At 70.6% G+C, this 25,824-nt stretch carries 23 protein-coding genes and 1 riboswitch; of the genes, 8 read left to right on the top strand and 15 right to left on the bottom strand.

Annotated elements, in window-relative coordinates; translation table 11 throughout:
* Positions 1-344: 344 nt before the first annotated feature.
* A complete protein-coding gene (locus tag KUM03_RS08930) occupies positions 345-986 on the bottom strand; it encodes a TetR/AcrR family transcriptional regulator (RefSeq protein WP_217246488.1) in 642 nt (213 codons plus the stop codon).
* A 97-nt stretch (positions 987-1,083) separates the two neighbouring features.
* Here KUM03_RS08930 and KUM03_RS08935 point away from each other — a divergent pair, with 97 nt between their 5' ends.
* Entirely contained in the window at positions 1,084-1,836 is a 753-nt protein-coding gene (locus KUM03_RS08935) for an SDR family oxidoreductase (protein ID WP_217246489.1), read from the top strand.
* 143 nt (positions 1,837-1,979) lie between these two features.
* Positions 1,980-2,765 (top strand): glucosamine-6-phosphate deaminase, encoded by a 786-nt coding sequence (gene nagB / locus KUM03_RS08940; RefSeq protein WP_217246490.1) that lies wholly within the window; start codon positions 1,980-1,982, stop codon positions 2,763-2,765.
* Positions 2,766-3,511: 746 nt separating this feature from the next.
* Here the strand turns inward: nagB and KUM03_RS08945 are convergent.
* From KUM03_RS08945 to KUM03_RS08960, 4 genes are all read right to left on the bottom strand, one after another.
* The gene (locus tag KUM03_RS08945; protein ID WP_217246491.1) at positions 3,512-5,002 is read right to left on the bottom strand and encodes a glycoside hydrolase family 3 protein; all 1,491 of its coding nucleotides are present in this window, start codon (positions 5,000-5,002) and stop codon (positions 3,512-3,514) included.
* An 8-nt stretch (positions 5,003-5,010) separates the two neighbouring features.
* Positions 5,011-5,907, bottom strand: coding sequence for a carbohydrate ABC transporter permease (locus KUM03_RS08950; protein WP_374225284.1), 897 nt, complete (start codon positions 5,905-5,907; stop codon positions 5,011-5,013).
* Positions 5,904-6,896 carry a carbohydrate ABC transporter permease gene (locus tag KUM03_RS08955; protein ID WP_217246492.1) on the bottom strand — a complete coding sequence of 331 codons (993 nt, stop codon included), beginning with the start codon at positions 6,894-6,896 and terminating at the stop codon, positions 5,904-5,906. Before KUM03_RS08955 ends, KUM03_RS08950 begins: the two co-directional genes overlap by 4 nt.
* A gap of 138 nt (positions 6,897-7,034) precedes the next feature.
* On the bottom strand, positions 7,035-8,339 hold the full coding sequence (locus tag KUM03_RS08960) for a sugar ABC transporter substrate-binding protein (RefSeq protein ID WP_217246493.1): 1,305 nt from the start codon (positions 8,337-8,339) through the stop codon (positions 7,035-7,037).
* A 453-nt stretch (positions 8,340-8,792) separates the two neighbouring features.
* On the opposite strand from KUM03_RS08960, the gene KUM03_RS08965 reads away from it, so the two are divergent.
* From KUM03_RS08965 to KUM03_RS08985, 5 genes are all read left to right on the top strand, one after another.
* Complete coding sequence (locus KUM03_RS08965; RefSeq protein ID WP_073724313.1) at positions 8,793-9,557, top strand: GntR family transcriptional regulator; 765 nt, start codon at positions 8,793-8,795, stop codon at positions 9,555-9,557.
* 149 nt (positions 9,558-9,706) lie between these two features.
* The gene (locus KUM03_RS08970; protein ID WP_217246494.1) at positions 9,707-9,964 is read left to right on the top strand and encodes a DUF3311 domain-containing protein; all 258 of its coding nucleotides are present in this window, start codon (positions 9,707-9,709) and stop codon (positions 9,962-9,964) included.
* Positions 9,961-11,571 carry a monocarboxylate uptake permease MctP gene (gene mctP / locus KUM03_RS08975; RefSeq protein WP_217246495.1) on the top strand — a complete coding sequence of 537 codons (1,611 nt, stop codon included), beginning with the start codon at positions 9,961-9,963 and terminating at the stop codon, positions 11,569-11,571. Before KUM03_RS08970 ends, mctP begins: the two co-directional genes overlap by 4 nt.
* A 96-nt stretch (positions 11,572-11,667) precedes the next feature.
* Positions 11,668-11,846, top strand: a riboswitch (cobalamin riboswitch).
* 123 nt (positions 11,847-11,969) lie between these two features.
* Positions 11,970-14,345 carry a ribonucleoside-diphosphate reductase subunit alpha gene (locus tag KUM03_RS08980; protein ID WP_217246496.1) on the top strand — a complete coding sequence of 792 codons (2,376 nt, stop codon included), beginning with the start codon at positions 11,970-11,972 and terminating at the stop codon, positions 14,343-14,345.
* Complete coding sequence (locus KUM03_RS08985; RefSeq protein WP_217246497.1) at positions 14,345-15,376, top strand: ribonucleotide-diphosphate reductase subunit beta; 1,032 nt, start codon at positions 14,345-14,347, stop codon at positions 15,374-15,376. The genes KUM03_RS08980 and KUM03_RS08985 overlap by 1 nt, the downstream gene beginning before the upstream one ends.
* On the opposite strand, the gene KUM03_RS08990 is transcribed toward KUM03_RS08985, so the two are convergent.
* Entirely contained in the window at positions 15,289-15,534 is a 246-nt protein-coding gene (locus tag KUM03_RS08990; RefSeq protein ID WP_217246498.1) for a hypothetical protein, read from the bottom strand. The genes KUM03_RS08985 and KUM03_RS08990 overlap by 88 nt on opposite strands.
* A 92-nt stretch (positions 15,535-15,626) precedes the next feature.
* On the opposite strand from KUM03_RS08990, the gene KUM03_RS08995 reads away from it, so the two are divergent.
* A complete protein-coding gene (locus KUM03_RS08995; RefSeq protein ID WP_217246499.1) occupies positions 15,627-16,601 on the top strand; it encodes a GlxA family transcriptional regulator in 975 nt (324 codons plus the stop codon).
* 3 nt (positions 16,602-16,604) lie between these two features.
* Here the strand turns inward: KUM03_RS08995 and KUM03_RS09000 are convergent, their stop codons facing one another.
* The 9 genes from KUM03_RS09000 to KUM03_RS09040 all read right to left on the bottom strand — a co-directional run bounded on the left by KUM03_RS09000 (position 16,605) and on the right by KUM03_RS09040 (position 25,823).
* The gene (locus tag KUM03_RS09000) at positions 16,605-17,990 is read right to left on the bottom strand and encodes a cytochrome P450 (protein WP_217246500.1); all 1,386 of its coding nucleotides are present in this window, start codon (positions 17,988-17,990) and stop codon (positions 16,605-16,607) included.
* The gene (gene cyc1, locus KUM03_RS09005; protein WP_217246501.1) at positions 17,987-19,081 is read right to left on the bottom strand and encodes an epi-isozizaene synthase; all 1,095 of its coding nucleotides are present in this window, start codon (positions 19,079-19,081) and stop codon (positions 17,987-17,989) included. The genes KUM03_RS09000 and cyc1 overlap by 4 nt, the downstream gene beginning before the upstream one ends.
* 249 nt (positions 19,082-19,330) lie before the next feature.
* Positions 19,331-19,981, bottom strand: a complete 651-nt coding sequence (gene def, locus KUM03_RS09010; RefSeq protein ID WP_217246502.1) for a peptide deformylase — start codon at positions 19,979-19,981, stop codon at positions 19,331-19,333.
* A gap of 90 nt (positions 19,982-20,071) precedes the next feature.
* Positions 20,072-21,052: a hypothetical protein gene (locus KUM03_RS09015; protein ID WP_217246503.1), complete on the bottom strand. Its 981-nt coding sequence runs from the start codon at positions 21,050-21,052 to the stop codon at positions 20,072-20,074.
* A gap of 114 nt (positions 21,053-21,166) precedes the next feature.
* Positions 21,167-22,420: a metal-dependent phosphohydrolase gene (locus tag KUM03_RS09020; RefSeq protein WP_217246504.1), complete on the bottom strand. Its 1,254-nt coding sequence runs from the start codon at positions 22,418-22,420 to the stop codon at positions 21,167-21,169.
* Entirely contained in the window at positions 22,417-23,742 is a 1,326-nt protein-coding gene (locus KUM03_RS09025) for an HD-GYP domain-containing protein (protein ID WP_217246505.1), read from the bottom strand. The genes KUM03_RS09020 and KUM03_RS09025 overlap by 4 nt, the downstream gene beginning before the upstream one ends.
* Positions 23,743-23,842: 100 nt before the next feature.
* The gene (gene rsrA / locus KUM03_RS09030) at positions 23,843-24,154 is read right to left on the bottom strand and encodes a mycothiol system anti-sigma-R factor (RefSeq protein WP_217246506.1); all 312 of its coding nucleotides are present in this window, start codon (positions 24,152-24,154) and stop codon (positions 23,843-23,845) included.
* On the bottom strand, positions 24,151-24,834 hold the full coding sequence (sigR, locus tag KUM03_RS09035) for an RNA polymerase sigma factor SigR (RefSeq protein WP_217246507.1): 684 nt from the start codon (positions 24,832-24,834) through the stop codon (positions 24,151-24,153). Before sigR ends, rsrA begins: the two co-directional genes overlap by 4 nt.
* A gap of 311 nt (positions 24,835-25,145) precedes the next feature.
* A complete protein-coding gene (locus KUM03_RS09040; protein ID WP_217246508.1) occupies positions 25,146-25,823 on the bottom strand; it encodes an alpha/beta family hydrolase in 678 nt (225 codons plus the stop codon).
* Position 25,824: the final 1 nt, after the last annotated feature.

The raw sequence follows: 25,824 nt of genomic DNA on the forward strand, positions 1-25,824 counted from the left end.
GTTTCCCGGGAACACCCGCGGGCCGCGGCGCCTGAGAGGGACCCTCAACCCTCCCGGCACCGCAGCCCGGAGCAACAACGGCCGTGGGGTGTGCGGTCCCGGTCGGCCGAAGGATGAGGAGCCGGGGCAGTCAGGGCAGAGAGCACCGGTTCCTCGGTCCGCCCTCCTGTGCGGGGAAGGCGGAAGCCTGACGATCACCTTGCGTGATACTCACGGCAAGTGTCTCAGTCGCCATTGTGGACTAGACCACTCGCCGTGTCCATGCGGTGGACGTCGTTTGTCGTTGTCGCATCCACCGACTGCTCGCACGTCCGAGCACCCGGCAGAAGCCTAACCCTGTTGGCTCAGGCACGGGGCCAGACGGCCAGGGCAATTTCCGCGAGCGCCTCCAGCTCGGTCCGGCTCGCGCCGTCGCGCGCCTGCTGGGACATGCCCTGGATCATGGCGCCGGTGTGCCGGGCGAGGGCGGCCGCGTCGGTGTCCGGGGGCAGCACGCCCGCGGTGACGTCGGCGTCGATCCGGCTCTCGATCGCGGCGATGTTGGCGTTGCGCCGGCGGCGCAGGGACTCCTCGACCTCGGCGATCGAGCAGTTGGCGGCCGCGTGGACGACGAGGCAGCCGTGCGGGCGACCGGGGGCGGTGTACTCGGCCGCGGCCTCGCGCAGCATCCGCGCCGTACCCGCCCTGGCGGTCGGCTCCTCGGCGAGGGCGCGCTCCCCGAAGGAGCCGTAGCGCTCGCCGTACTCCTGGACGACCTCCTCGAAGAGCGAACGCTTGTCGCCGAAGGCGGCGTAGAGACTCGGGGCGCCGATGTCCATGGCACGGGTGAGGTCGGAGACCGACGTCGCCTCGTACCCGTGCTCCCAGAAGGCCATCAGCGCCTTCTCCAGGGCCGTCGCGCGGTCGAAGGATCGGGGGCGGCCACGGGTCCTGCCGCTTCGGGGCGGCGTCGCGGCCCGTTCGTTCTTCTCGTCGCTGCTCACCATGGAGTGCATTTTATAGCGGGCACTAGAAAAATGTCGCCGGCCTGCTGTACGGTCATTTCTGTAGCGACCGCTAGACAATATCGAAGGGGGCGCCGACATGGGCGTGCTTGCGGGCAGGACGGCTCTCGTCACGGGGGCGAGCAGGGGCATCGGGCGAGGGATCGCGGAGCGGCTGGGCCGCGACGGCGCGCGGGTCGCGGTGCACTACGGCAGGAACGGGGCGGCGGCGAAGGAGACGGTCGCCGCGATCGAGGCAGCGGGCGGCTCGGCGTTCGCGATCGAGGCCGATCTGCGCGCCCCCGGGGCGGCCGAGGCGCTGTGGGAGGAGTTCGACCGGCACGCCGACGGGCTGGACATCCTGGTGAACAACGCCGGTATCGGCAGTGCGCGCCCGATCGGGGAGATAGGCGAGGAGGAGTACGACGCGGTCTTCGCGGTCAACGTGAAGGCACCGTTCTTCATCCTCAAGCACGGCATGGAGCGACTGCGCGACGGCGGCCGGGTCGTCAACATCTCCTCGGGACTGGCCCGTACCGCGGTGATGCCGGACAACGTGGCGTACGCGATGACGAAGGGCGCGCTGGACGTGCTCTCGCGTGACCTCTCCAAGGTACTGGGCACTCGTGGCATCACGGTGAACTCGGTGGCGCCCGGCATCATCGACACGGACAACACGGCCGAGCTGCTGCACGGGAGCACGGACGGCTGGGACCGGGCGGCGGCGCTCTCCGCGCTGGGCGGGGTGGGGGCCCCGGCCGAGGTCGCCGACGTGGTCGCGTTCCTCGCCTCGCACGAGGGCCGGTGGGTCACGGGGAGCTGGGTGGACGCGACGGGAGGTTCGCTGACGTGACACCGGCGTGAGGCCGCCACCGTCGGGCCGTGCCACCTGACCGTTTCGCCGCGCCCGCGGGGCCCGGCTCTGTTAGATTGGTCTAAACCACATAGCCAGTCCCGGACCCCGGGTGAGTCCTCTCTTCGAAACGGCAGGCAAGCGTGGAAGTTGTCATCGTTCCCGACGCCAGGGCAGGCGGCGAGCTGATAGCCGAAGCCATGGCGCAGTTGCTCCGGCGCAAGCCCGACGCCCTGCTCGGGGTGGCCACCGGCTCGACGCCGCTGCCGGTGTACGAGGCGCTGACCGCAAAGGTGCGCTCGGGCGCCGTGGACACCGCGCGGGCGCGGATCGCCCAGCTCGACGAGTACGTGGGGCTCCCGGCCGAGCATCCGGAGTCGTACCGCTCGGTGCTGCGGCGCGAGGTGCTCGAGCCGCTGGGTATCGACATGGACGCGTTCATGGGCCCCGACGGCACGGCGGCGGACGTACAGGGCGCGTGCGAGGCGTACGACAAGGCACTGGGCGGGGCCGGCGGGGTCGACCTCCAGCTGCTGGGGATCGGGACGGACGGGCACATCGGCTTCAACGAGCCGTGTTCCTCGCTCGCCTCCCGGACCCGGATCAAGACGCTCACCGAGCAGACCCGCGTCGACAACGCGCGCTTCTTCGACGGCGACATCGACCAGGTGCCGCACCACGTGATCACGCAGGGCATCGGCACCATCCTCGAAGCCCGGCACGTGGTGCTGCTCGCCACCGGCGAGGGCAAGGCGGACGCGGTGGCCGCGAGCGTCGAGGGGCCGGTGGCCGCCGTGTGCCCGGCGTCCGCGCTCCAGCTCCACCCGCACGCCACGGTCGTCGTCGACGAGGGCGCCGCCTCCAAGCTGAAGCTCGCCGACTACTTCCGGCACACGTACGCCCACAAGCCCGACTGGCAGGGAATCTGAGCGCACCCGGTCCCTCGCGACCGGACAGCCGCGTGCGGAGAGGGCGCCGTCCTGGGCGGACGGCGCCCTCCGTCGTCTCCGGCCTGCAACGCTCCACGCCGCCCCGACACGGGACGCCCTACGCCGACCCGACGCGTGACGCCCTACGCCAGCCCGACACGTGACGCCCTACGCCAGCCCTTCGGGTGGCGCCCTACGCCCCCTTGGGCGCGCCCGTTCGTCCTTCCGGCGGGCATCGGCGCCCCTCGCCCCCGGCAGGCGGCTCCCCACTCCTCCGGCGGAGAGCTCCCTTCGCCGTCCCTGTGGGCGGTGCGCCTCGTCGTCGCGGCGGGCCGGCCCTTCCCCGTCCGCCCCCTGGGGCGGAGGGCGGACCCGGCGGGGTCGGGGGCCGTGCGGCGGGGTGGGCAGCGTCCGCCCAGTGCCTGCCCACGGACACGCCCCGGCACCGCGCAACACCCCCAACCCCGTCCCACCACACCGCCGAACTCCCGCCCGCCGCCCCGCCCCGGCCCGGTTCGGTTCGGACGGGGCACGGACCCGCCGCCGATGGCGCGGGCCCCCAGCGCCTGGCGCGCCCCACCACCGCACCGTCGAGCACTCCGCCCCGCACGGCCTGACGCACCCCACCCACCGCACCGCCGAGCACCCCGCCCCGCACCACCGCCGAACGCCCCGGAACGCCGAAGGCGCCGGCCCTCACTCGAGGGGCCCGGCGCCTTCGGCGTTCCGGTGGACGTGGACGTGCGCTACGCGCCCGCGACGGCCTCCGCCGCCGCTCGGCCGCAGACGCGGGCCGCGCCGTGGGTGGCCAAGTGGAGGGAGCCGCGGGGTTCGGCGCGGGGAACGCCCATCTCGACCACGATCGTGTCGGGGCGGGCCGCCAGCAGCGTGTCCAGGGCCGCCGCCATCCAGGGGTGCCGGTGCTCGTCGCGGACGACGGCCACGATCCGGCGCTTCCCGGCGGCGGCCAGCACCTCTCCCCCGGCGTCCGGGCCGGTGAAGCTGCCGGTCTCCGTCCCGGGAAGCAGACGGGAGAGCTCGGCGGCGATGCCCCAGGGCGTCTCGTCGCCGACCGCGATGTTCGCGACCGGCGTCAGCGCGGCGACGTACGGCGGTGCGGTGAGCGGTGTGAAGCCGTCGGCGCCGGTGAGCCGCAGGGCGCGGCGGGCGGCGCGCAGGCCCACCTCGGTGTCGGCGGTGTCCCCGGCCCGGCCGTCCGGACGGTTCGCCGCGGCCCAGCCGGCCAGGGCACGGACGCGTTCGGCCGCGTCGGCCAGGCGTTCCTCGGGCAGCTCGCCCGAGCGGACGGCCTCGACCAGGGCGTCGCTCAGCCGCCGTACCGTGTTCTCGTCGGAAAGGCCCCCGCCCACACAGATCGCGTCGGCGCCGGCGGCGATGGCCAGCACACTGCCGCGTTCGATGCCGTACGTGCCGGCGATCGCCTGCATCTCGATGCCGTCGGTGACGATCAGGCCCTCGTAGCCCAGTTCGCCGCGGAGCAGGTCGGTGAGGATGCGCCGGGACAACGTTGCCGGACGGTCCGGGTCCAGCGCCGGGGCCAGGATGTGGGCGCTCATCACCGCACGGCTGCCGGCGGCGATGGCCGCACGGAAGGGGACCAGGTCGCGTGCGGCCAGCACGTCGCCGTCCACGTCGATGCGCGGCACGGCGTGGTGGGAGTCGACGGCCGTGTCACCGTGTCCGGGGAAGTGCTTGGTGCAGGCGGCCACGCCGGACGACTGCAGGCCGGTGACGTACGCGGCGGTGTGCCGGGCGACCAGATCGGTGCCCGCGCCGAAGGAGCGCACGCCGATCACCGGGTTGTCCGGGTTGGAGTTCACGTCGGCCGACGGGGCCCAGTTGAAGTTGACCCCGCAGTCCGCGAGCCGGCGGCCCAGTTCCGCGGCCACCTCGCGGGTGAGCCCGACGTCGTCCACCGCGCCGAGGGCGAGGTTGCCGGGGAAGGAGGAGCCGGTGCGCACCTCCAGGCGGGTGACATCGCCGCCCTCCTCGTCGATGGCGACGAGGACGTCCTCGCGCTCGGCACGCAGCCGCGCGGTCAGCGCGGCCACCTGCTCGGGCGTGCTGACGTTGCGTCCGAACAGTGCGACGGACGCCAGGCCCTCGCCGAGGCGGCGCAGCAGCCAGTCGGGGGCGGTGGTGCCGGTGAAGCCGGGCTGGAGGACCGCGAGCGCGTCGCGCGTGAGGGTGTCGGTGGCCCTGGCGATGGTGGTCATCGGTGGCGTCATCCCTTCACGGCGCCGGAGGTGAGGCCGGCGGCCATCTTCTTCTGCACCAGCATGAAGAACGCGACGACCGGTATCGCGATCAGTGTCGAGGCGGCCATGAGCGCGCCGTAGTCGGTGCCGCGGTCGGTGGTGAAGTTCATCAGCCACACGTTGAGGGTGTACTTGTCGTTGTCCTGCAGCACGATGTAGGCGAGCAGGTACTCGTTCCACGCGTTGATCAGGGAGAAGATCGACGCCGCCGCCAGTCCGGGGGCGAGCAGCGGGAAGATCACCCGCCAGAAGGCGCCCATGCGGGAGCAGCCGTCCACCATCGCCGCCTCTTCCAGCTCCTTGGGGATGTTCACGACGAAGCCGCGGATCATCCAGGTCGCGAACGGCAGCGTGGAGACGAGGTAGATGATGATCACACCCCAGTACTCGTTGATCGCGCCCAGGTCGTTCAGCTGGATGTAGAGGGGGATGAGCATGGTGGTCGGCGGCAGCAGCTGCACCAGCAGCAGAATGATCATGAAGACCTTGCGGCCGGCGAACTGGAAGCGCCCGATGGCGAAGGCGGCGATCGTGGAGAGGATCATCGCGCCGACGACCGCGGTCACGCAGATGATGAGGCTGGACTGGATCGCGGTGCCGAAGTTGGGCGCGTCGATCGCCCGGGAGAAGTTGTCCAGGGTGAGGGAGGACGGCCACAGCGTCTGGTCGTAGGACCGGATCTCGTGGTTGGGGCGCAGGGCGCTGATCACCAGCCAGTACACCGGGAAGGCCATCACCACGAAGGCGACGAGCCCCACGAGGTTGTAGAAGTGCCGGCTGCGCTTCTTGCGGTCGGGCCGCAGGGCGGTGTCGAGCGCGGGCTCCGTCGCGCCCGGGGCGGTCGTGGCGGTCGTGGTGCTCACTCGACGTCTCCGATCTTGATCAGCTGGCGCAGGTAGTAGACGGCCACGCCGGACAGGAGCAGCACGGTGATCAGCGCGATGGCGGCGCCCTGGCTGAAGGAGTTCGACTCGAAGGCCTTCTCGTAGGAGTACAGGCCGAGCAGGTTGTACTCCGGCTCCGGCTTGTTGCCGCGCATCAGGAAGACCTGGCCGAAGACGTTGAAGTCCCAGATCACGGAGAGCGTGGCGACCATCTGGAAGACCGGCTTGATGACGGGCCAGGTCACGTACCGGAAGACGCCCATGCGCCCGGCGCCGTCGAGTTCCGCGGCCTCCTCCAGCTCGGCGGGCACCTGGGTGAGCGCCGCGTACAGGGTGACGGCCACGAACGGCACCGCTCCCCACACCACCACGGCGCCGATGACGACGAAGCCCTGCTTGGGGTCGAGGAACCAGTTGTGGCCCTGGAAGTCGAGCCCGAGGTACTCGGTCAGCACCATGTTGGCGACGCCGTAGTCGGAGTCGGCGAACCAGCGGAAGATCGAGGTGGCCACGAGCAGCGGCAGCGACCAGGCGGCGATGAGCGCGCCGGTCAGCAGCAGCCGTACGGCCTTGGTCATGCGCTGCATGGAGTGGGCGAGGAAGAGCCCGATGGCCATGGTGGCGACGACGCATATGACCATGAACAGCACGGTGCGCCACAGGACGTCGTAGAACTCGCTCTCGCCCAGGATGTTGGTGAACTGCTCCAAGCCCACCCATTCGGCGGCCTGGCCGGTCCACAGTTCCCGTCTGCCCACGTCCTGGAAGGACATGATCACTGTCTTGATCAGCGGCCAGAGGAACACCGCGGCGAGTGCCACGGCGGCCGGCGCGATCAGGAGATAGGGCAGCAGGGGCCCGTTCGTCCACCGGCTTCGCCGGGGTGCGGACGGTGCCGGGCCGTCACCGGCGGGTGGCCGCGGGGCGGGCACCTCCGGGCCGGCGGTCTTGATGTCGGCGGCACTCACTGTGCTGGCCTTCCGTTCGAAGGGTTCTGCGTCGGAGCGGTGGCCGGTCCGCCGGAGGCGGTCGGCCACCCGACCGGCCCTGCCCGGCCGCATGGCCGGACAAGGCACCGGAGGTCAACGAGGATCGAGCGGGGAGGCTCAGGCGCTCTCGTTGATCAACGAGTTGATCTCCGCGTCCGCCTCCTTGGTGGCGTCGGCGACCGACTTGCCCTTGAGGATGTCGAGCAGCATCGTCTCGAGCGTTTCCTTCTTCTCGATCGCGGCCCAGCCGGGGGCGATCGGGGTGAACCAGGCGTCGGGGACCGCGTTGGCGACCGGGGCCGTCTTCGGATTGGCCTTCAGCGGCTCCAGCTGCTTGGTGTTGTTGGGCAGGATGTCCTTCTTGGCCCGCGCGGCCTGGGACTTCTCGTTGGTGAACAGCGCGATCCAGTCCTGCGCCATGTCCTGCTGGTCGGACTTGGCGATGGTGGCCAGGTCGGAGCCGCCGATGAAGGAGGGCAGCGCCTTGCCGTTCGGGCCGGGCATGCCCGCGGTGGCGATCTTGCCTTCCAGCTTCGGGTTGCCGTTCGTCTTCGAGTCGACGACGCTGCCGGCTTCCCAGGCGTTGCCGTAGAGCAGGGCCGTCTTCTCGTTGGCCATGACGTTGGCGTGGTCCTGCTCGTCCTTGGTCTGGTCGCCGTGGTTGTACTTCTTGACCAGGTCGATGAAGTGCTGGATGCCCTTCTGGGCCTCCGGCGTGGAAAGGCTGGCCTTCCACTCCTTGCTGCCCTCGTCGTACTTGGCGATCTCGCCGCCGTACGCGGCGACGTAGGACATGGCGGCGTACCAGTAGCGGCCCGGCAGGTACAGCGCGGAGAAGGCGTTGTCCGCCTTGTACTTGTCCTGGACCTTGTCGAGGGCCTTGAGCAGGTCCGCCTCGGTCGTCGGCAGCTTGTCCGACCCGGTGCCGGCCTTGAACATGTCCTTGTTGTAGACGGCGACGCGGGCACCCGCGTAGTACGGGACGCAGTACAGCTTGCCCTCGTACGTGCAGGTGTCCTCGAGACCGTCGATCCAAGTGTCCGAGTTGTCGTACTTCTTGGCGTCGACCTCGCCGAGGGCACCGTTGAGGATGTAGGTCATCGTCTCGGTGTTGCCGAGCTCGACCACGTCGGGGAACGAGTCGCCGGACAGGGCGGCGTCGAGCTTCTTGGTCTTGTCCGCCCACTGCTGGTACTGGACGTTGACCTTGACGCCGGGGTACTTCTTGTTGAATTCGTCATTGGCCTGCTTGACCAGTTCCGGCCAGCTGCTCTGGGCGTCCACCATGAGCCAGACGGTGAGTTCGCCCTCGCGGTCCTTCGGGTTCTGCTTGGACGATCCGTTGTCGTCGGAGCCCCCGCACGCCGCGATGGATGCCATCATGCCCGCGATACCGATCGCGGCTATCAGCTTGCGCTTCACGCCACCCTCCTCAGGGATGCCACAAACCCCCCTGCCTCCCTGCGGTTCAAGCGTGAACGCGTACCGCTCCTGGGGCCGGGACCTGGACCAATGGTGTAGACCAGTACGGGGAGCTTGGCCCAGACCAATAGGGCTGTCAAGGGTGTTCAACCACGCTCCCCGCGTCCGTGATGCGACCGAGATATGCAGGGACCTTTCATTGCGCAAGCGGCAGATCGGACGGACCCGGACCGGGTGTACCACTGCCCCGCGAATGACGTGCCGGTACGGTTCCGAACGCGGGTACCAGCACCGTCCGGCGGCGCTGTGGACTAGACCAACAACGGTCCCGGAGGTATACAGAGGGGATCACGGAGCGTGCCGGACCATGCCGGCGCGAAGCCGTGCCACGATGTGAGCCGTGGCCGACAGGGATAGCGGTCGCTTCGGCACCCGGAGCCGGGAAGGCAGAGCATGAGCACCGACGTCAGCAGTGCGGAGAACGAGGGTGGGACGACGGTCCGTACCGCGCGCGTGCCCAAGTACTACCGCCTGAAGAAGCACCTGCTCGACATGACCCGCACCCAGGCCCCGGGCACCCCGGTCCCGCCCGAGCGCACTTTGGCCGCGGAGTTCGACACCTCACGCACGACCGTGCGCCAGGCCTTGCAGGAACTGGTCGTCGAGGGCCGCCTCGAGCGCATCCAGGGCAAGGGCACGTTCGTAGCCAAGCCCAAGGTGTCGCAGGCCCTGCAACTCACCTCGTACACCGAGGACATGCGCGCCCAGGGCCTCGAACCGACCTCGCAGCTCCTGGACATCGGCTACATCACCGCCGACGACCGGCTCGCCGGGCTGCTGGACATCACGGCCGGCGGGCGGGTGCTGCGCATCGAGCGGCTGCGCATGGCCAACGGTGAGCCGATGGCCATCGAGACGACCCACCTCAGCGCCAAGCGCTTCCCGGCCCTGCGCCGCTCCCTGGTGAAGTACACCTCCCTCTACACCGCGCTCGCCGAGGTGTACGACGTCCACCTGGCCGAGGCCGAGGAGACCATCGAGACCTCCCTGGCCACCCCGCGCGAGGCCGGCCTGCTCGGCACCGACGTCGGCCTGCCCATGCTGATGCTCTCCCGGCACTCGCAGGACCGGACCGGCCAGCCCGTGGAGTGGGTGCGCTCGGTGTACCGGGGCGACCGCTACAAGTTCGTCGCCCGCCTCAAGCGGCCGCAGGACTAGACCAAGCCCCACCTGCACGGTCCCGATGCACGCCCTGACATTGCGTTTGGGGACCGATATGCGGACGAGGGCTTCCGCTGTCCTGAACCCGTCACCTACATTTCGTGCGCACTGCCACGAGGTGATCAGCGAGGGGACGGAGCCACCGCATGTCACAAGCCCCACCAGAGAGCAGAGAACCGGTGGTGACGCCGGTGCGCGTCGTCATCGGGCTCTGCCTTCTCGCACCGTTCGTCGCCATGCTCTGGGTCGGTTCGTACGCCAAGTCCGACCCGGCCTTCATCGGCATCCCGTTCTTCTACTGGTACCAGATGGCGTGGGTCGTCATCTCCACCGCGCTGACGATGACGGCGTACAAGCTGTGGCAGCGTGACCAGCGCGCCCGCCGGGAAGGCGGTTCCAAGTGAACGACGGCGTGAACGGCGTCGCACTCGCCGTCTTCATCTTCTTCTTCGTGCTCGTCACCGCCATGGGCTTCCTGGCCGCCCGCTGGCGCAAGGCCGAGAACGAGCACAGCCTCGACGAGTGGGGCCTCGGCGGCCGCTCCTTCGGCACCTGGGTCACCTGGTTCCTGCTGGGCGGCGACCTGTACACGGCGTACACCTTCGTGGCCGTTCCGGCGGCGATCTACGCGGCGGGCGCGGCCGGCTTCTTCGCGGTGCCGTACACCATCCTGGTCTACCCGCTGATCTTCACCTTCCTGCCGCGCCTGTGGTCGGTCTCCCACAAGCACGGGTACGTGACGACCTCGGACTTCGTGCGCGGCCGGTTCGGCTCGAAGGGGCTGTCGCTGGCGGTCGCCGTCACCGGCATCCTCGCCACGATGCCGTACATCGCGCTCCAGCTGGTCGGCATCCAGGCCGTACTGGACGTGATGGGCGTCGGCGGCGGCAAGGACACCAACTGGTTCATCAAGGACCTGCCGCTGCTGATCGCCTTCGGTGTGCTGGCGGCGTACACCTACTCGTCGGGGCTGCGCGCGCCCGCGCTGATCGCGTTCGTCAAGGACACGCTGATCTACATCGTGATCGCGGTGGCGATCATCTACATCCCGATCAAGCTCGGCGGCTTCGACGACATCTTCGCCTCGGCGAACGACAAGTTCACCGAGACGGGCAAGGGTGGGCTGATACCGGACCACGGCGGCCAGTGGACGTACGCCACGCTGGCGGTCGGCTCCGCGCTCGCGCTCTTCATGTACCCGCACTCGATCACCGCGACGCTGTCCTCCCGCAGCCGTGAGGTGATCCGCCGCAACACCACGATCCTGCCCCTGTACTCGCTGATGCTGGGCCTGCTGGCGCTGCTCGGCTTCATGGCGATCGCGGCCGGAGTGACGGTGGAGAACGGGCAGCTGGCGATCCCGCAGCTGTTCGAGAACATGTTCCCGGACTGGTTCGCGGGCGTGGCCTTCGCCGCGATCGGCATCGGCGCGCTGGTCCCGGCGGCGATCATGTCGATCGCCGCCGCGAACCTCTTCACCCGCAACATCTACAAGGACTTCATCAAGCCGGACGCCACCCCGGCCCAGGAGACCAAGGTCTCCAAGCTGACGTCCCTGCTGGTGAAGGTGGGTGCGCTGGTCTTCGTCCTCGGCATGGACAAGACGGTCGCGATCAACTTCCAGCTGCTCGGCGGCATCTGGATCCTGCAGACCTTCCCGGCCCTGGTCGGCGGCCTGTTCACCCGCTGGTTCCACCGCTGGGCGCTGCTCGGCGGCTGGGCGGTCGGCATGGTCTACGGCACGGTCGCCGCGTACGGCGTCGCCTCGCCGACGCAGAAGCACTTCGGCGGCTCCTCCGACGAGATCCCCGGCATCGGCGAGATCGGCTACATCGGCCTCACCGCCTTCGTGCTGAACGTCCTGGTCACCGTGGTCCTCACCTTCGTCCTGCGGGCGGTCAAGGCGCCCGACGGCGTCGACGAGACCAAGCCGAGCGACTACACGGCGGACGCGGGCGACCCGGGCGTCCAGGTGGAACTGCCGCCGGCCACGGCGGGCTCCTCGCACTGACCCTCGTATCGATGCGGGCCGCCGGAGGAATCCGGCGGCCCGTTGTCGTACCGGGGCACTGGCCCACGTACCGCGACACGACACCGGGACACAACATCTGGGGGTGCTCGCGCCGGTCGGCACAAGATGTATGCTCGTGCTCGCTGTCGCCGCAGGGGAATCCGGTGCGAATCCGGAACTGTCCCGCAACGGTGTACATGCGTGCATCCGTACGTCTCCGCACGTGCGCGCACGCATGTCCAGTCCGAGGACCTGCCGACGGTGCGCCCGGCCGCCTTGGCCCGGGTGCCATGACGTCCGGGCCTCGTGGAGTGGGCCGGTGGACGCGACGCCGTGCGCGCTCGTGAGCTGCCCCCTGCCCCCCGCCAGGCCCCGTGCCGAGCGAGGGAGTGCTCCACGTGACCATCGCGCCAGCCGATCCGGCTTCAGCGACCCCGGTGACGGCGACCGGGGAACCCGACGGACCCGGTGCCGCGCTGCTGCGGACCCTGACCGGGCTGACCGCCGACCTCCCCGACGCCGACCCCGGCCGGGTCGCCGCCGCCGCGCTGCGCGGCCGCTCCGCCCGCGCGGACGAGGCCGAGCTGCGCGAGCTCGCCACCGAGGCGGCGGCCGGGCTCATCTCCGAGGACCCGGTCTACTCGAGGCTCGCCGCCCGCCTGCTGGCCATCGGCATCCGCGCCGAGGCCGCCTCGCAGGGCGTCACCTCGTTCAGCGGCTCGGTCGCCACCGGTCACCGCGAGGGCCTGATCGCCGACCGCACCGCCGCGTTCGTACGGCTGCACGCGGAACGCCTGGACGCGCTGGTCGACCCGGCCGCCGACGACCGCTTCGGCTACTTCGGCCTGCGCACCGTGTACAGCCGCTACCTGCTCCGGCACCCGATCACCCGCAAGGTCGTCGAGACGCCCCAGCACTTCATGTTGCGGGTGGCCGCCGGACTCGCCGAGGACGAAAGCACGCGTTCGACCGACGAGGTGGCCGCGCTGTACGGCCTGATGAGCCGCCTGGACTACCTGCCCTCCTCCCCCACCCTCTTCAACTCCGGCACCCGGCACGCCCAGATGTCGTCCTGCTACCTCCTGGACTCCCCCAAGGACGAGCTGGACTCCATCTACGACCGCTACCACCAGGTCGCCAACCTCTCCAAGCACGCCGGCGGCATCGGCATCGCCTACTCCCGCGTCCGCGCCCGGGGTTCGCTGATCCGCGGTACCAACGGGCACTCCAACGGCATCGTGCCGTTCCTGAAGACACTGGACGCCTCGGTCGCCGCCGTGAACCAGGGCGGCCGGCGCAAGGGCGCCGCCGCCGTCTACCTGGAGACCTGGCACGCGGACGTCGAGGAGTTCCTGGAGCTGCGCGACAACACCGGCGAGGACGCCCGCCGCACGCACAACCTGAACCTCGCGCACTGGGTGCCGGACGAGTTCATGCGCCGGGTGGACACCGACGAGCCCTGGTCGCTGTTCTCCCCGGCCGACGTGCCCGAGCTGGTCGACCTGTGGGGCGCGGAGTTCGACGCCGCCTACCGCAAGGCCGAGGCGGCGGGGCTGGCCCGCAAGACGCTGCCCGCACGGGAGCTGTACGGCCGCATGATGCGCACCCTCGCGCAGACCGGCAACGGCTGGATGACCTTCAAGGACACCGCCAACCGCACCGCCAACCAGACCGCCGAGCCGGGCCACGTCGTCCACTCCTCCAACCTCTGCACGGAGATCCTGGAGGTCACGGACGACGGCGAGACGGCGGTCTGCAACCTCGGCTCGGTCAACCTCGGCGCGTTCGTGGACCGCGCGGCCGGTGACATCGACTGGCAGCGGCTGGACGCCACCGTCCGCACCGCCGTCACCTTCCTGGACCGGGTCGTCGACATCAACTTCTACCCGACCGAGCAGGCGGGCCGCTCCAACGCCCGCTGGCGTCCGGTCGGCCTCGGCGCGATGGGCCTCCAGGACGTCTTCTTCCAGCTCCGGCTGCCCTTCGACTCCCCCGAGGCCAAGGCCCTGTCCACCCGCATCGCCGAGCGGATCATGCTCGCCGCGTACGAGACCTCCGCCGACCTCGCGGAGCGCGACGGCCCGCTGCCGGCCTGGGAGAAGACCCGCACCGCCCGGGGCGTGCTGCACCCCGACCACTACGGCGTCGAGCACACCTGGCCCGAGCGCTGGGCGGCGCTGCGCGAGCGCATGACCGCCACCGGGCTGCGCAACTCCCTGCTCCTGGCGATCGCCCCGACCGCGACCATCGCCTCCATCGTGGGCGCCTACGAGTGCATCGAGCCGCAGGTGTCCAACCTGTTCAAGCGCGAGACGCTGTCCGGCGAGTTCCTCCAGGTCAACTCCTACCTGGTGGACGACCTCAAGCGGCTCGGCGTGTGGGACGCCCGCACCCGCGAGGCGCTGCGCGAGGCCAACGGCTCGGTACAGGGCTTCACCTGGATCCCCGAGGACGTCCGCGCGCTGTACCGCACCGCCTGGGAGATCCCGCAGCGCGGCCTGATCGACATGGCCGCCGCCCGCACCCCGTACCTCGACCAGGCCCAGTCGCTGAACCTGTTCCTGGAGACGCCGACCATCGGGAAGCTCTCCTCGATGTACGCGTACGCCTGGAAGCAGGGCCTGAAGACCACGTACTACCTGCGTTCGCGCCCGGCGACCCGCATCGCCCGCGCCGCCGCGCGAGCCACCACCGTCCCCGTGCAGGCCGGCCCGGACCCCGAAGCCGTCGCCTGCTCCCTGGAAAACCCCGAGTCCTGCGAGGCCTGCCAGTAATGACCACCGAGACCCCCGCACAGCCCACCACGAAGAACCTGCTCGACCCGGGCTTCGAACTGACCCTGCGCCCCATGCGCTACCCGGACTTCTACGAGCGCTACCGGGACGCCATCAAGAACACCTGGCACGTCGAGGAGGTCGACCTCCACTCGGACGTCGCCGACCTCGCGAAGCTGAGCCCCGAGGAACAGCACCTGATCGGCCGGCTCGTGGCCTTCTTCGCCACCGGCGACTCGATCGTCGCGAACAACCTGGTGCTGACGCTCTACAAGCACATCAACTCACCCGAGGCGCGGCTGTACCTGTCCCGGCAGCTCTTCGAGGAGGCCGTGCACGTCCAGTTCTATCTGACGCTGCTGGACACCTACCTGCCCGACCCGGACGACCGGGCCGCCGCCTTCGCGGCCGTGGAGAACATTCCCTCCATCCGCGAGAAGGCCGGTTTCTGCTTCAAGTGGATGGACTCGGTCGAGTCGATCGACCGTCTGGAGACGCGGGCCGACCGCCGCCGCTTCCTGCTCAACCTGATCTGCTTCGCCGCCTGCATCGAGGGCCTGTTCTTCTACGGCGCCTTCGCCTACGTCTACTGGTTCCGCAGCCGGGGCCTGCTGCACGGCCTGGCCACCGGCACCAACTGGGTGTTCCGGGACGAGACGATGCACATGTCCTTCGCCTTCGACGTGGTCGACACCGTGCGCAAGGAGGAGCCGGAGCTGTTCGACGACCGGCTCCAGCAGGAGGTCACCGACATGCTGCGGGAGGCCGTCGAGGCCGAGCTGCAGTTCGCGCGCGACCTGTGCGGTGACGGCCTCCCGGGGATGAACACCGACTCGATGCGGCAGTACCTGGAGTGCGTGGCCGATCAGCGTCTGACGCGGCTCGGCTTCGCCCCGGTGTACGGCTCCGAGAACCCCTTCTCCTTCATGGAGCTGCAGGGCGTTCAGGAGCTGACCAACTTCTTCGAGCGGCGCCCCTCGGCGTACCAGGTGGCGGTGGAGGGCACCGTCGACCTGGACGAGGACTTCTGAGTCTCCTCTCCCTCCCGGGTCATCTCCTGGGCCTCCCTGAGCTGACGGTCGATGCGCTTGTCGCGCACGATACCGATCACCGAGGGGAGGACCATGAGGACCAGGAGCCCGAAGGTCACGAGCATTCCGATCAGGGCTTCGATCTGGTTTCCGGTCATGACACCACTGTCGCTCCGGATACTCCTTACCGGGAGTGGCAGGACTGCCGTAAGGCCTCGATTTCCTGCCACTTCCGAGGCACACTGGCGGCATGCTGCAGAACGTGGCCGCCGTCCTGCTGGACGGCGTGCATCCCTTCGAACTCGGCGTCGTCTGCGAGGTCTTCGGCATCGACCGGAGCGACGAGGGCCTGCCCGGGTACGACTTCGCGGTGGTGTCGGCTCAGGGCCCGGCGCTGAGCACCCACGTCGGCGGGCTCTCCGTCTCCACGCCGTACGGCCTCGACCGGCTGGAGGAGGCCGACCTGATCGCCGTCCCGGCGGGCAGCGACTACGCCCGCCGGGAGTACCCGCCCGAGCTGCTGGCCGCCCTGCGGCGGGCGGTGGACCGGGGCGCGCGGGTGCTGAGCGTGTGCTCCGGGGTGTTCGTGCTGGGCGCCGCCGGGCTGCTGGACGGGCGGCGGTGCGCGGTGCACTGGCACCACGCCGAGGAGCTGGCCCGGCAGTACCCGACAGTGGCCGTCTCGCCCGACGTGCTCTACGTGGACGAGGACCCGGTGATCACCAGCGCGGGCACCGCCGCCGGCATCGACGCCTGTCTGCACATCGTGCGCAAGGAGCAGGGGCCGGAGGTCGCCAACCGGATCGCCCGGCGGATGGTCGTACCGCCGCACCGGGACGGCGGCCAGGCGCAGTACATCGAGCGGCCGCTGCCGCGCTCCTCCTGCGACACCGTCGGCGAGGTGCTGGCCTGGATGGAGCAGCACCTCGACGAGGAGGTCACCGTCGACCAGCTCGCGGCCCGGGCGCACATGTCCCCGCGCACCTTCGCCCGCCGCTTCCAGCAGGAGACGGGGACGACTCCGTACCGCTGGATACTGCGCCAGCGCGTGTTGCTGGCCCAGCGGCTGCTGGAGGCGACGGACGAGACGATGGACGCGATCGCCTGGCGCACCGGCTTCGGTACGGCGGCGGCCCTCAGGCACCAGTTCGTCAGGGCCCTGGGGACCACCCCGCACGCCTACCGGCGCACCTTCCGGGGACCGGAGGCGGTCACGGGCGCCTGAGCGTCACCGCGCCACGGGCCTGACCAGCAGGTCGTGCGGACGCAGCGTGATGCCGACGCGGACCGCGTCGTTCGAGCCTGCCACCTGCTCGAAGCGGTACTTCGTGGCGAGCGCCGCCGTGATCAGGGTCAGCTGCGCCATGGAGAAGTGGTCGCTCGGGCACTTCCGCTTGCCCGCGCTGAACGGCTTCATGGCGTATTTCGGCACATTCCCCGCGCGTTCCGGCAGCCACCGGTCCGGGTCGAACTCCAGGTTGTCGGCGTACGACTTCGGATCGCGCTGGATTGCGTACGGACTGTAGATGATGTCCGACCCGGCCGGAATGCGATAGCCACCGAGTTCGGTCTCGACGACCGCGCGGCGCGTCAATACCCATACGGCGGGCCGCAAACGCATGGCCTCCACGATGACATTGCCGGTGTGCGTGAGCTTGCGGACGTCCTCGAATGCCACGGGACGGCCGCCGGTGACCGCTTCGACTTCGTCGCGTATGCGGTCGGCATGTTCCGGGTGGTCGGCAAGTGCCTGCAGCAACCACATGATCGTGGAGGCGATGGTTTCACTGCCGGGGGTGAGTATCGCGACCACTTGGTCGTGGATCTCCTGTTCCCCGATCGGGTCCCCATTGTCGTCCTTCGCCTCCAGCAATGCCGTCAGCAAATCGTCCGGCTTTTGACCGGATGCGCGGCGCTCGGCGATGATCTCGTCGACCAGGCGGTGCAGATCGGCCAACGCGTCGTTGAAGGCGCGGTTGGCCGGAAGCGGCAGCCGGTACAGCGGCCCCAGCGGGACGACCATCCGCCGGTACATGCCGCGGAAGACGGTGGCGAGGGCGGTGCACAGCCGCTCGGCCCGCTCGTCCATGTACTGGCCGCGCAGCAGGCAGCGGGCGGCGACCCGCACGGCGACGCGGAAGGACTCCGAGGTGGCGTCGACGGTCCGTCCCGGCCGCCAGCGCTCGGTGAGGGCGTGCGCCTCCTCCTCCATGATCGGCCCGTAGGCGGGGATGGCGTCGAGCCGGAACGCCGGCTGGATGGTGCGCCGCTGGCGCCGGTGGAGCGGGCCGTTGGCGGTGGCCACGCCCTCCTTGCCGAGCAGGCCCTCCAGCGACTCCCACAGCGGGCCGGCTATGTGGTAGTCGGGGCTCAGGGCCAGGGCGCCGGTGAGGTCGGGGCTGGTGACCGCGTAGACGGTCTTGGGGCCGAGCTTGATGCGAACGATGTCACCGTGGTCGCGCAGCTGGGACATGAAGGCCAGCGGGTCGCGGGCCAGCCGCCAGCCGTGGCCGAGGAGCGGGACGCCGCCGCCCGCGACGGGCGGCTCGCGCAGCTCCGGTGCCGGGCCGGTCTGATCGGTCCGGGTCTCGGGATTGACGGACTCGACGGTCATTTTTCCTCACCTGCCGCTTCGTTGTTGACGTACGGGGGCGTGGACCGGTCGTCCCAGCTGTCGACCATGTACCGGCCGGACTCGTGATGGAACCAGTAGACGGAACTGAACCAGTTCCGCATATTGCCGACGCAGGCCCGTACGGCGCCGCTCAGTTCCTTTCCGCGGACGGTCCCGTCGGCGAGCGAGTCGGCGAACCGCAACGCGTCCTGTTCCACGGCGAGGAATTCGGTAATGCATTCCTCGACGCGTCGCCTGACTTCCCCGATGGCTTCTTCGAGGGTCAGTCCGTGATGCGTGATGAGACTGATTCCGAGATTGTGGACCTCGTCGCCCGCTATTTCCTTGGGCAGTGAGCAGAGGTCGTTGTACCAGGCGGCGAATTCCTGACTCAGCAGGGCCGCCCGACGATACGCCGGGTGCTTTCGAACGGCGTCCGGCAGTTCGCACCCCGCGCTCGGCTCCAGCAGGTCGGTCCAGATCCAGTGGGCGAACGTGAGCCGGCGCAGTTCGAGGTACTCCTCGACGCCGGGCACGATTGAGTGCGTGCGGTTGTGGAATTCGCGGTCGTAGGCCTCGATCACCGCGTGGAAGTGCCGGGCGAACCGGGCGTTCCAGGTCGCCGGCGCCGGCAGGAAGGAGTGCAGCCGCCGCACACTGTCGGCGAACCCGGCCACCAGTGTGTCCTCGTGGTGCAGGTGGTCCCCGGGTGAGTCGAGTGCCGTGTGCAGCCGGTCCCGCAGCCGTCGCCAGGCGGCGGGCCGGCCGTGGACGACGTCCCGGTCGTGCCGGTCGTCCCAGACGAAGAACCAGGCGCTGTAGTCCGCTATCGCCTGCATGACCTCGTCGGGGGCGCCCAGGTAGTACCCCGCCATGAGGTCGGTGTAGCACAGGCCATCGGCATATTCCGCGACCTTGTCCGCCGGCATGAGCCGTTTTTCGAGCATCCAGGTGCGTGTCTTCTCCTGGAGCTTCGGCCAATACGGGTGCAGTTGCCGGGGAAATGCCGCCTCGATCACCGGAAGGCGGAGCGATGGCGGTACCGCGATCGCGGTCGGTGTCGCTGTGGAGCCCTGTGAGAAAGCGTGCACGGACAAACCCCTCTCAGCCGCCGGTGGCGCACCCCCCGCACCGAGCGGGGCGTGCGCCGTTGCGTATCCCCGCACTTCCCATTCAGCACCACAACTGACCGTTCTGGGAACGGATTTGCTCCATTCACTACCCCAGCGTGCCGGAATTCTCCTGTTGTGTGGTGGCTTCAGGCAAACGAACGGCGCCCGCCCGGAGGAGACCCGGGCGGGCGCCGAACGCGCGTGGGGCGTGGGGCGGGTGACGCGTCGTCAGTCGTTCGCGACCACGGGATAGCGCGGCTCGTTCTCGGCCATCTGCCGCAGCGCGTCCTTGCGTTCGCGCTTGGAGAGCCGGTCGATGTAGAGGTACCCGTACAGGTGGTCCGTCTCGTGCTGCAAACACCGTGCGAAGTAGCCGGTGCCGCGCACCCGGACCGGGTTGCCCTTCTCGTCCTGCCCGGTCACCTCGGCGTAGTCGGGGCGGGCGAGCGGCGCGTAGGCGGTCGGCACGGACAGGCAGCCCTCGTTGCTGTCGTCCAGGCTGCGCCGGTCGGCGGGCAGCTCCACGAGGGTCGGGTTGCAGACCACGCCGACGTGGCGCACGCCCTGGTCGTCGGGGCAGTCGTAGACGAAGACCTTCTTCGAGACGCCGATCTGGTTGGCGGCCAGGCCCACGCCCTCGGCGGTGCGCTGGCTGGCGAACATGTCCGCGACCAGCTGCTGGAACTCCTCGCCGAAGGCGGTGACGTCCGCGCACTCCTTGTGCAGCACCGGGTTGCCGACCACCGTGATCGGCCGCGAGGTGCCGCGCTCACGCCAGGCGGTCTCGCGCTCCTCGCAGTCCTCGGTGTCGACGACGAACCCCTCGTCGTCGACGGGGAGCACGCCCGCGTGCTGCTGATCGGTGTCCTGCTGGGCCATGACCGACGTATGCCTTCCTCGTACAACCAAGGGGTGGTGCTGCTGGTGGTGACTGCTGCTGGAGTCTCCTGGTAAAGACTACGGGGCCGCTCAGCAGACCTCTTCCAGGTCCCGCCAGTCACGCGAATCCGGGCTGTCCGCGACCCACCCGTCCAGCAGCCCCTTCACCAGCCCCGCCGGCGCGGCCACCCCGCACTCCCGCTCCGGCACCCACATCTGCCCGTCGGTGCGGTGGCCGAGCGGCCCCGGATGACCGGGCTCACTGTGGTCGTGCGGGTCGAGGTGCTCGCCGTCTCCCTCGTCGGAGGGCATCCGGGACTCCGAGCACATGCGGCACAGCAGCCGTACGGACGACGACCAGTCCTCGGCGGCGAACCCGGCGTCGGCGGCGAGCTGCTCCAGGGCGTCCCGGTCGGACTCGGTGGCGGCCTCCAGGAGGACCACCCAGGTGGGCACGGGCGAGGGCGCCCACAGCTCGATCTCGTCGAAGACGGGGAAGGAGTGCCCGGCGGTGGTGGTCCGTTCCCCGTGCGGCACGCCGTCGTGCAGGACGACCTCGCCCCAGCGGCGGCCGGAGGACGGCAGCGGGATGGACAGCACCTCGATGCGGGCGGGGTCCAGCCGCCGCCCCCACACGACCTCGGCCTCCCCCTCCGGGGACAGCCGTACGGCCGCGCTGCCGAGGTCCATGCCGAGCGGCTCCCCGGCGTCGGTCGCGGCCCCTGGGGTGCGCAGTCCGTAGGCCTGCCAGGCGCGGCGGGCCAGCGGCCAGTCCTGGAGGGCGGTCGCGGCGATGCCCACGTTCCACCAGTCGGGCGCACCGGTGTCCCGGTCGAGCAGCGCCACGGCCCGCAGGCCCGCCGCTCTGGCCTGCTCCCAGTCGTGCCGGAACTTGTGCAGCAGCGCGAGGTTGAACCACGACTCCGACAGCCACGGTTCCAGGTCGGCGGCGCGCGTCAGCAGTGCGCCCGCGTCCTCGTAGCGACCGTCGCCGATCAGCGTGAACGCGCGGTCGGTGGCCTGCCGCCAGGAGGCGGAGGGCCGGTGCCGTCCCTTGCCGAAGATCCTCACGATTCCCGCCTGCCAGTTCCGTTCAGTGGGCTGGCTGTGCCTTTCCGCGCCCCCGGACACCTTCTCCTTCGCATCCAACCACGTACGGCCACGAGGTCGCTCATTACCCATGGGTTACCCAGTCGCGGGCACGCTAAGGCAGCCTCGTGACAGCACTCGGGCCAGTGCTTCCACGACGTCGGGAGCGTAGTCGTCCGCGGGGGCCAGCCGCAGCTCCTCCAGCGCCGTGAGGCCGCCGCCGGGGCCCGCGCCCCGTGCCTTCTCCTCGTAGGCGTTGACGGCCCGCACGATGCGCGCGGCGACCGGCTGCTCCCGGCACGGGTCGGCCTGCCGCTCCACCACCACCGCGACCGCCGCGTCGACGCCGGTCTGGCGGACGACGGCCCCGCCGAGCAGCGCGATCCGCCGCTGCTCGGTGACGGGCAGGGCGGCGGTGGCTCCCGCCGGGACCGGGTCGACCAGGCTCAGCTGGCCGATGTCGTGCATGAGGGCCGCGTACTCGAGAACGGTCAGCCCGGTGCCGGACAGTCCCAGTTCCCGTCCCACGGCGCTGCTGAGCTCGGCGACGCGACGGGCGTGCCCGGCCGGGGTGTACCCGGCGATCTCGGTGGCCCGGGCCAGGGAGGCGATGGTCTGCCGGTAGGTGGCGCGGACGGCCGCGTAGCGCCGGTAGGACAGCTGGGTGAGCAGCAGCGGCACGCTGAGGACGGGCAGCGCCCACAGTCCCGCGACGGCCACCGCCAGCGCCATCACCGCGCCCGTGGCGCACACCGCGGAGGTGATGCCGAGCATGCCGCGCAGCTCCTCGCGCAGCAGCGGGCCGAAGGGCCAGCCGGTGCGGGCGTGCGCGGGTGCCGCGGCGAGCAGGGCGTCGCACAGCGCGGTCAGGACGAGCAGCGCGATCAGCAGCAGCGCCTGGGCGGGGCCGCCCCAGTCGCGCCAGACGCCCTGGGTGGACAGCGGCTGGAAGCACACGGCGGCGAAGGCGACGGTGAGCAGGCGCCGCGCGAGGTGGTCGAGGACGGGTCCGCCGCCGCGCGCGATGTGCGGCACGCTGCCGAGCAGCGAGGCGGCGAGCACGACGGTGACGGTCTGGGCGACGCCGTGGTCGGCGGGCGTCCCGGCGACGTGCCCGAGCAGCGCGTACGCCAGCGCACCGGCGGCCGCCAGGGGCGCGGCCTCCCGGGTGTCGGCACCGGTGCGCCGGGTGAGTTCGCCGAGGGCGACCAGAGCGGCGAAGGCGAGGGCGACGGGCCGCTGCGCGAGCCCCGACCACAGCACGGAGGCGAGGCAGCCGAACGCGAGGAGCCCCGCGCCGGCGGGTATCAGGAGGAGCGGCGCCGGACACCGCCGTCGGTCCGGCGTCACGACGCCCCCTTGCCCGCGCCGTCCCGCGCCTCACCGCTCCGGCCCGCGGGCACCCCGGCGGGAGGCGGGGGACCGCCGTCGGACGTCACCGCCGGACGCCAGCCGTGCCGGCCCAGGGCCCGGACCAGCGCCCCGACCATCCGCGGGTCGAACTGTGCCCCGGCGCACCGCTGGAGCTCCGCCACGGCCACCGTGACGGGCCGGGCCCTGCTGTAGGAACGCGTGGACGTCATCGCGTCGAAGGCGTCGGCGACGGCCACCACCCGGGCCGACTCGGGGATGCGGTCGCCGGCCAGTCCGTAGGGGTAGCCACTGCCGTCGAGACGTTCGTGGTGGTGGAGGACGGCGGCCCTGGCCTCACCCAGGAAGCGGATGCCGCGCACCATCTCGTGCCCGTACTCGGGATGCAGTTCGATCACCCGGCGCTCCTCGGGCGTCAGCGGCCCGTCCTTGCGCAGTAGCCGGGTGGGCACCCCGAGCTTGCCCACGTCGTGCAGGATGCCGGCGAAGCGGAGCGTCTCGACGCGCTCGTCGTCCAGGCCCAGCTCACGGGCGATCATCATGGAGGCCTGGCCGACGCGCTCGCTGTGCCCGCGCGTGTAGCCGTCCTTGATGTCGACGGCCTGCACGAGGGCGCGGATGGTCGCCTGGTGCGCGGCCCGTTCCCGGTGGTACTGGGCGAACGCCCACCACGCCACGCACATCGGCAGCAGTACGAGCAGCGCGGCGACGGGGCCGTAGGGGCTGCGCCACAGGACGGCCATCATGAGCCCGGCGAGCCCGTGCACGGCGATCGGCCCGAGCGAACGGGAGAACAGCCCCCGCCAGGCCCGCCGTGCCGGCACCCGGTCGGCAAGGAGCAGGACGCCGCCGTCCAGCACGGTCAGCACCAGGCAGAACGCCAGTACCGCCGCCCCGGCCGGGACGAGCGCGTAGGGGAAGTCGGGGGCGACGACCGCGTCCCGGCCGCCGCACTCCCAATGCACCCGGGCGGCGGCCCACACGGCGAGCGTCAGTTGCGCGGCCCGCCAGATCCGCCGGAGCACGAAAGGACGCTGCGCCACCGGGGACAGCAGCGCCCCGGGCAGTGCCACGAGCGCGGCGGCCGGCGGCGGCAGCAGGAACGCCCCGGCGAGCAGCACGGGGTAGCAGGTCCCGACGAGACGGGACCTGGCGACCAGCTCCGAGCCCGCGTACAGCCCGGCGAGCAGGAGCACCGCCCACCACGGCGTGTGTGTCTGAGGCAGCGGGTGCAGGACGACCAGCGCGGCGAGGACGGCAACGGCGACGTACGCGCGCGCCCCCGCCGGTACCGCGTCCATGAGCCCCTCCCCCGGCCATGCCAGTCAGGCTCCGGAGCCTAGGGCGGCGGCGGGAGGGCGCGGGCAGATAACCCGCGGATTAGCACGTACGGGTGACGGCTCAGGACTCCTGCGGAGCCGGCGGCGCGGCCGTCACGTCGTGCTCGGGCACGGCCTGCCCGGAGCGGATCAGGTCGATCCGGCCCATGACCTTGGAACGCAGGTCACCCGGCACGTCGTCCTGTCCGCAGCACCGCTTGACCAGCTTCTTCACGGCCTGCTCCAGCCCGTACTTCTCCAGGCAGGGCGAGCACTCCTCGAAGTGGTGCTCGAACTTCACGCAGTCCGAGTCCGGCATCTCCTTGTCGAGGAACTCGTAGAGATGATCGAGGATTTCGCTGCACTCCGTCTCGTGCGGCTCTCCGCAGCTCATGACCCCGAGCCTTTCGCTTCGTTCGACTTGCCGGCGCCGGCCGGGACCAGACCGCGGTCGCGGGCGTAGTCCTCCAGCATGCCGCGCAGCTGACGGCGTCCACGGTGCAGCCGGGACATCACCGTACCGATGGGTGTCCCCATGATGTCGGCGATCTCCTTGTAGGCAAACCCCTCGACGTCCGCCAGGTACACGGCGATACGGAACTCCTCGGGGATGGCCTGGAGCGCCTGCTTCACATCCGAGTCGGGCAGGTGGTCGAGCGCCTGCGACTCCGCGGAGCGCAGACCCGTCGACATGTGCGACTCGGCGCGCGCGAGCTGCCAGTCCTCGATCTCCTCGGCCGCGCTGCGCTGGGGTTCGCGCTGCTTCTTGCGGTACGAGTTGATGAAGGTGTTGGTGAGGATGCGGTACAGCCACGCCTTGAGGTTGGTGCCCTCACGGAACTGGTGGAAGGACGCGTACGCCTTGGCGTAGGTCTCCTGCACCAGGTCCTCGGCGTCGGCCGGATTACGTGTCATGCGCAGCGCCGCCGAGTACATCTGGTCGAGGAACTCGAGCGCGTCCCGCTCGAAGCGCGCGCTGCGCTCCGCGGTCGACTCCGCGCCCGTTCCCCGGCCCTCGGGCTGCTCCGCCTGGCCGTGTTCGGTCCCTGCGTCGGTCCCAGTGACCGGACCCACCTCCTCCAGTGTTGTCGTGAAACCGAGACCGGTCTCACTCGAATCGGAGGATAGACGACGATCCGGTCCGCCCGCCGCCCGAATAGGGGCGGTCTTCGCCGCGTGCAGCACCGTCCAGTCCAGGTCGGATCGGCTGCTACGACTCGAATCCGACGCTGCCGGGCGCAGCCCGTCCACGGGGTGGTGGTGGGAGACGGGTGGGCAGAAGGTCGAACCCATGCGGCGGACTTCCTCTCCTACGGCGTCGGTGCTGATTCTCAGCAACGTATGTCCGCCACAACAGCGGGCGCCCGCCGGTCATTCCCGGGCGTTCACCCGAGTGAGCCGACCCACTTCGCGACTCCCTCGGTGATCAGTTCCAGGGCCCGCTCCTGCGTGATCTCCGCCCGCTTGGGCACGGCGAAGCCATGGTCGCCGTAAGGGATCTCGATCAAGTCGTACGTCCCTCCGGAAACCGCGGGGGCCTCGGGGAACTCCTCCGGCCTGCCGAACGGGTCGTTGCCGCCCTGCACGACGAGGGTGGGGACGCCCGCGCCGAGCAGTTCGTCCGCACGGGACTTCTCGGGCTTGCCCGGCGGGTGCAGCGGGAAGCTGAGGGCGAGTACGGCGTGGGCGCCCAGTTCGGCGGCGGTACGGCAGGCGACGCGGGCGCCGGCGCTGCGGCCGCCGGCGATCACCGGCAGGCCGGGCGCCTGGAGCGCGGGCCAGATTCCGCGCCAGCCGGTGTCCAGGGTCTTCGGCGCGGGCGCCAGCTTCTTTCCCGCCACCCGCCAGGGCTGCTCGACGAGGGCGACGGTCACGCCGTGCGCGGGCAGCGCGGCCGCCAGCGCCCGCAGGTCGCGCGCCTCGATGCCGCCGCCGGCGCCGTGGCTCGCGGCGAGGACGAGGCGGGGTTTCCGGGCGGGGTGCCAGGTGATGCGGGCGGGACCGGTGTCGGTGTCGACGTTCTCGGCGGTCTCGATGATCTTCTCGGTGTTCTCGCTGGTCACG

Source organism: Streptomyces sp. AC602_WCS936 (assembly GCF_019049125.1).
Lineage (GTDB): Bacteria > Actinomycetota > Actinomycetes > Streptomycetales > Streptomycetaceae > Streptomyces.

Excerpts from the sequence above, each read along its gene's own strand:
- KUM03_RS08930 (WP_217246488.1), bottom strand. The coding sequence starts at position 986 with ATGGTGAGCAGCGACGAGAAGAACGAACGGGCCGCGACGCCGCCCCGA.
- KUM03_RS08935 (WP_217246489.1), top strand. The coding sequence starts at position 1,084 with ATGGGCGTGCTTGCGGGCAGGACGGCTCTCGTCACGGGGGCGAGCAGG.
- KUM03_RS08945 (WP_217246491.1), bottom strand. The coding sequence starts at position 5,002 with ATGACCACCATCGCCAGGGCCACCGACACCCTCACGCGCGACGCGCTC.
- KUM03_RS08965 (WP_073724313.1), top strand. The coding sequence starts at position 8,793 with ATGAGCACCGACGTCAGCAGTGCGGAGAACGAGGGTGGGACGACGGTC.
- KUM03_RS08970 (WP_217246494.1), top strand. The coding sequence starts at position 9,707 with ATGTCACAAGCCCCACCAGAGAGCAGAGAACCGGTGGTGACGCCGGTG.
- KUM03_RS08985 (WP_217246497.1), top strand. The coding sequence starts at position 14,345 with ATGACCACCGAGACCCCCGCACAGCCCACCACGAAGAACCTGCTCGAC.
- KUM03_RS08990 (WP_217246498.1), bottom strand. The coding sequence starts at position 15,534 with ATGACCGGAAACCAGATCGAAGCCCTGATCGGAATGCTCGTGACCTTC.
- KUM03_RS08995 (WP_217246499.1), top strand. The coding sequence starts at position 15,627 with ATGCTGCAGAACGTGGCCGCCGTCCTGCTGGACGGCGTGCATCCCTTC.
- KUM03_RS09000 (WP_217246500.1), bottom strand. The coding sequence starts at position 17,990 with ATGACCGTCGAGTCCGTCAATCCCGAGACCCGGACCGATCAGACCGGC.
- def (WP_217246502.1), bottom strand. The coding sequence starts at position 19,981 with ATGGCCCAGCAGGACACCGATCAGCAGCACGCGGGCGTGCTCCCCGTC.
- KUM03_RS09025 (WP_217246505.1), bottom strand. The coding sequence starts at position 23,742 with ATGGACGCGGTACCGGCGGGGGCGCGCGCGTACGTCGCCGTTGCCGTC.
- rsrA (WP_217246506.1), bottom strand. The coding sequence starts at position 24,154 with ATGAGCTGCGGAGAGCCGCACGAGACGGAGTGCAGCGAAATCCTCGAT.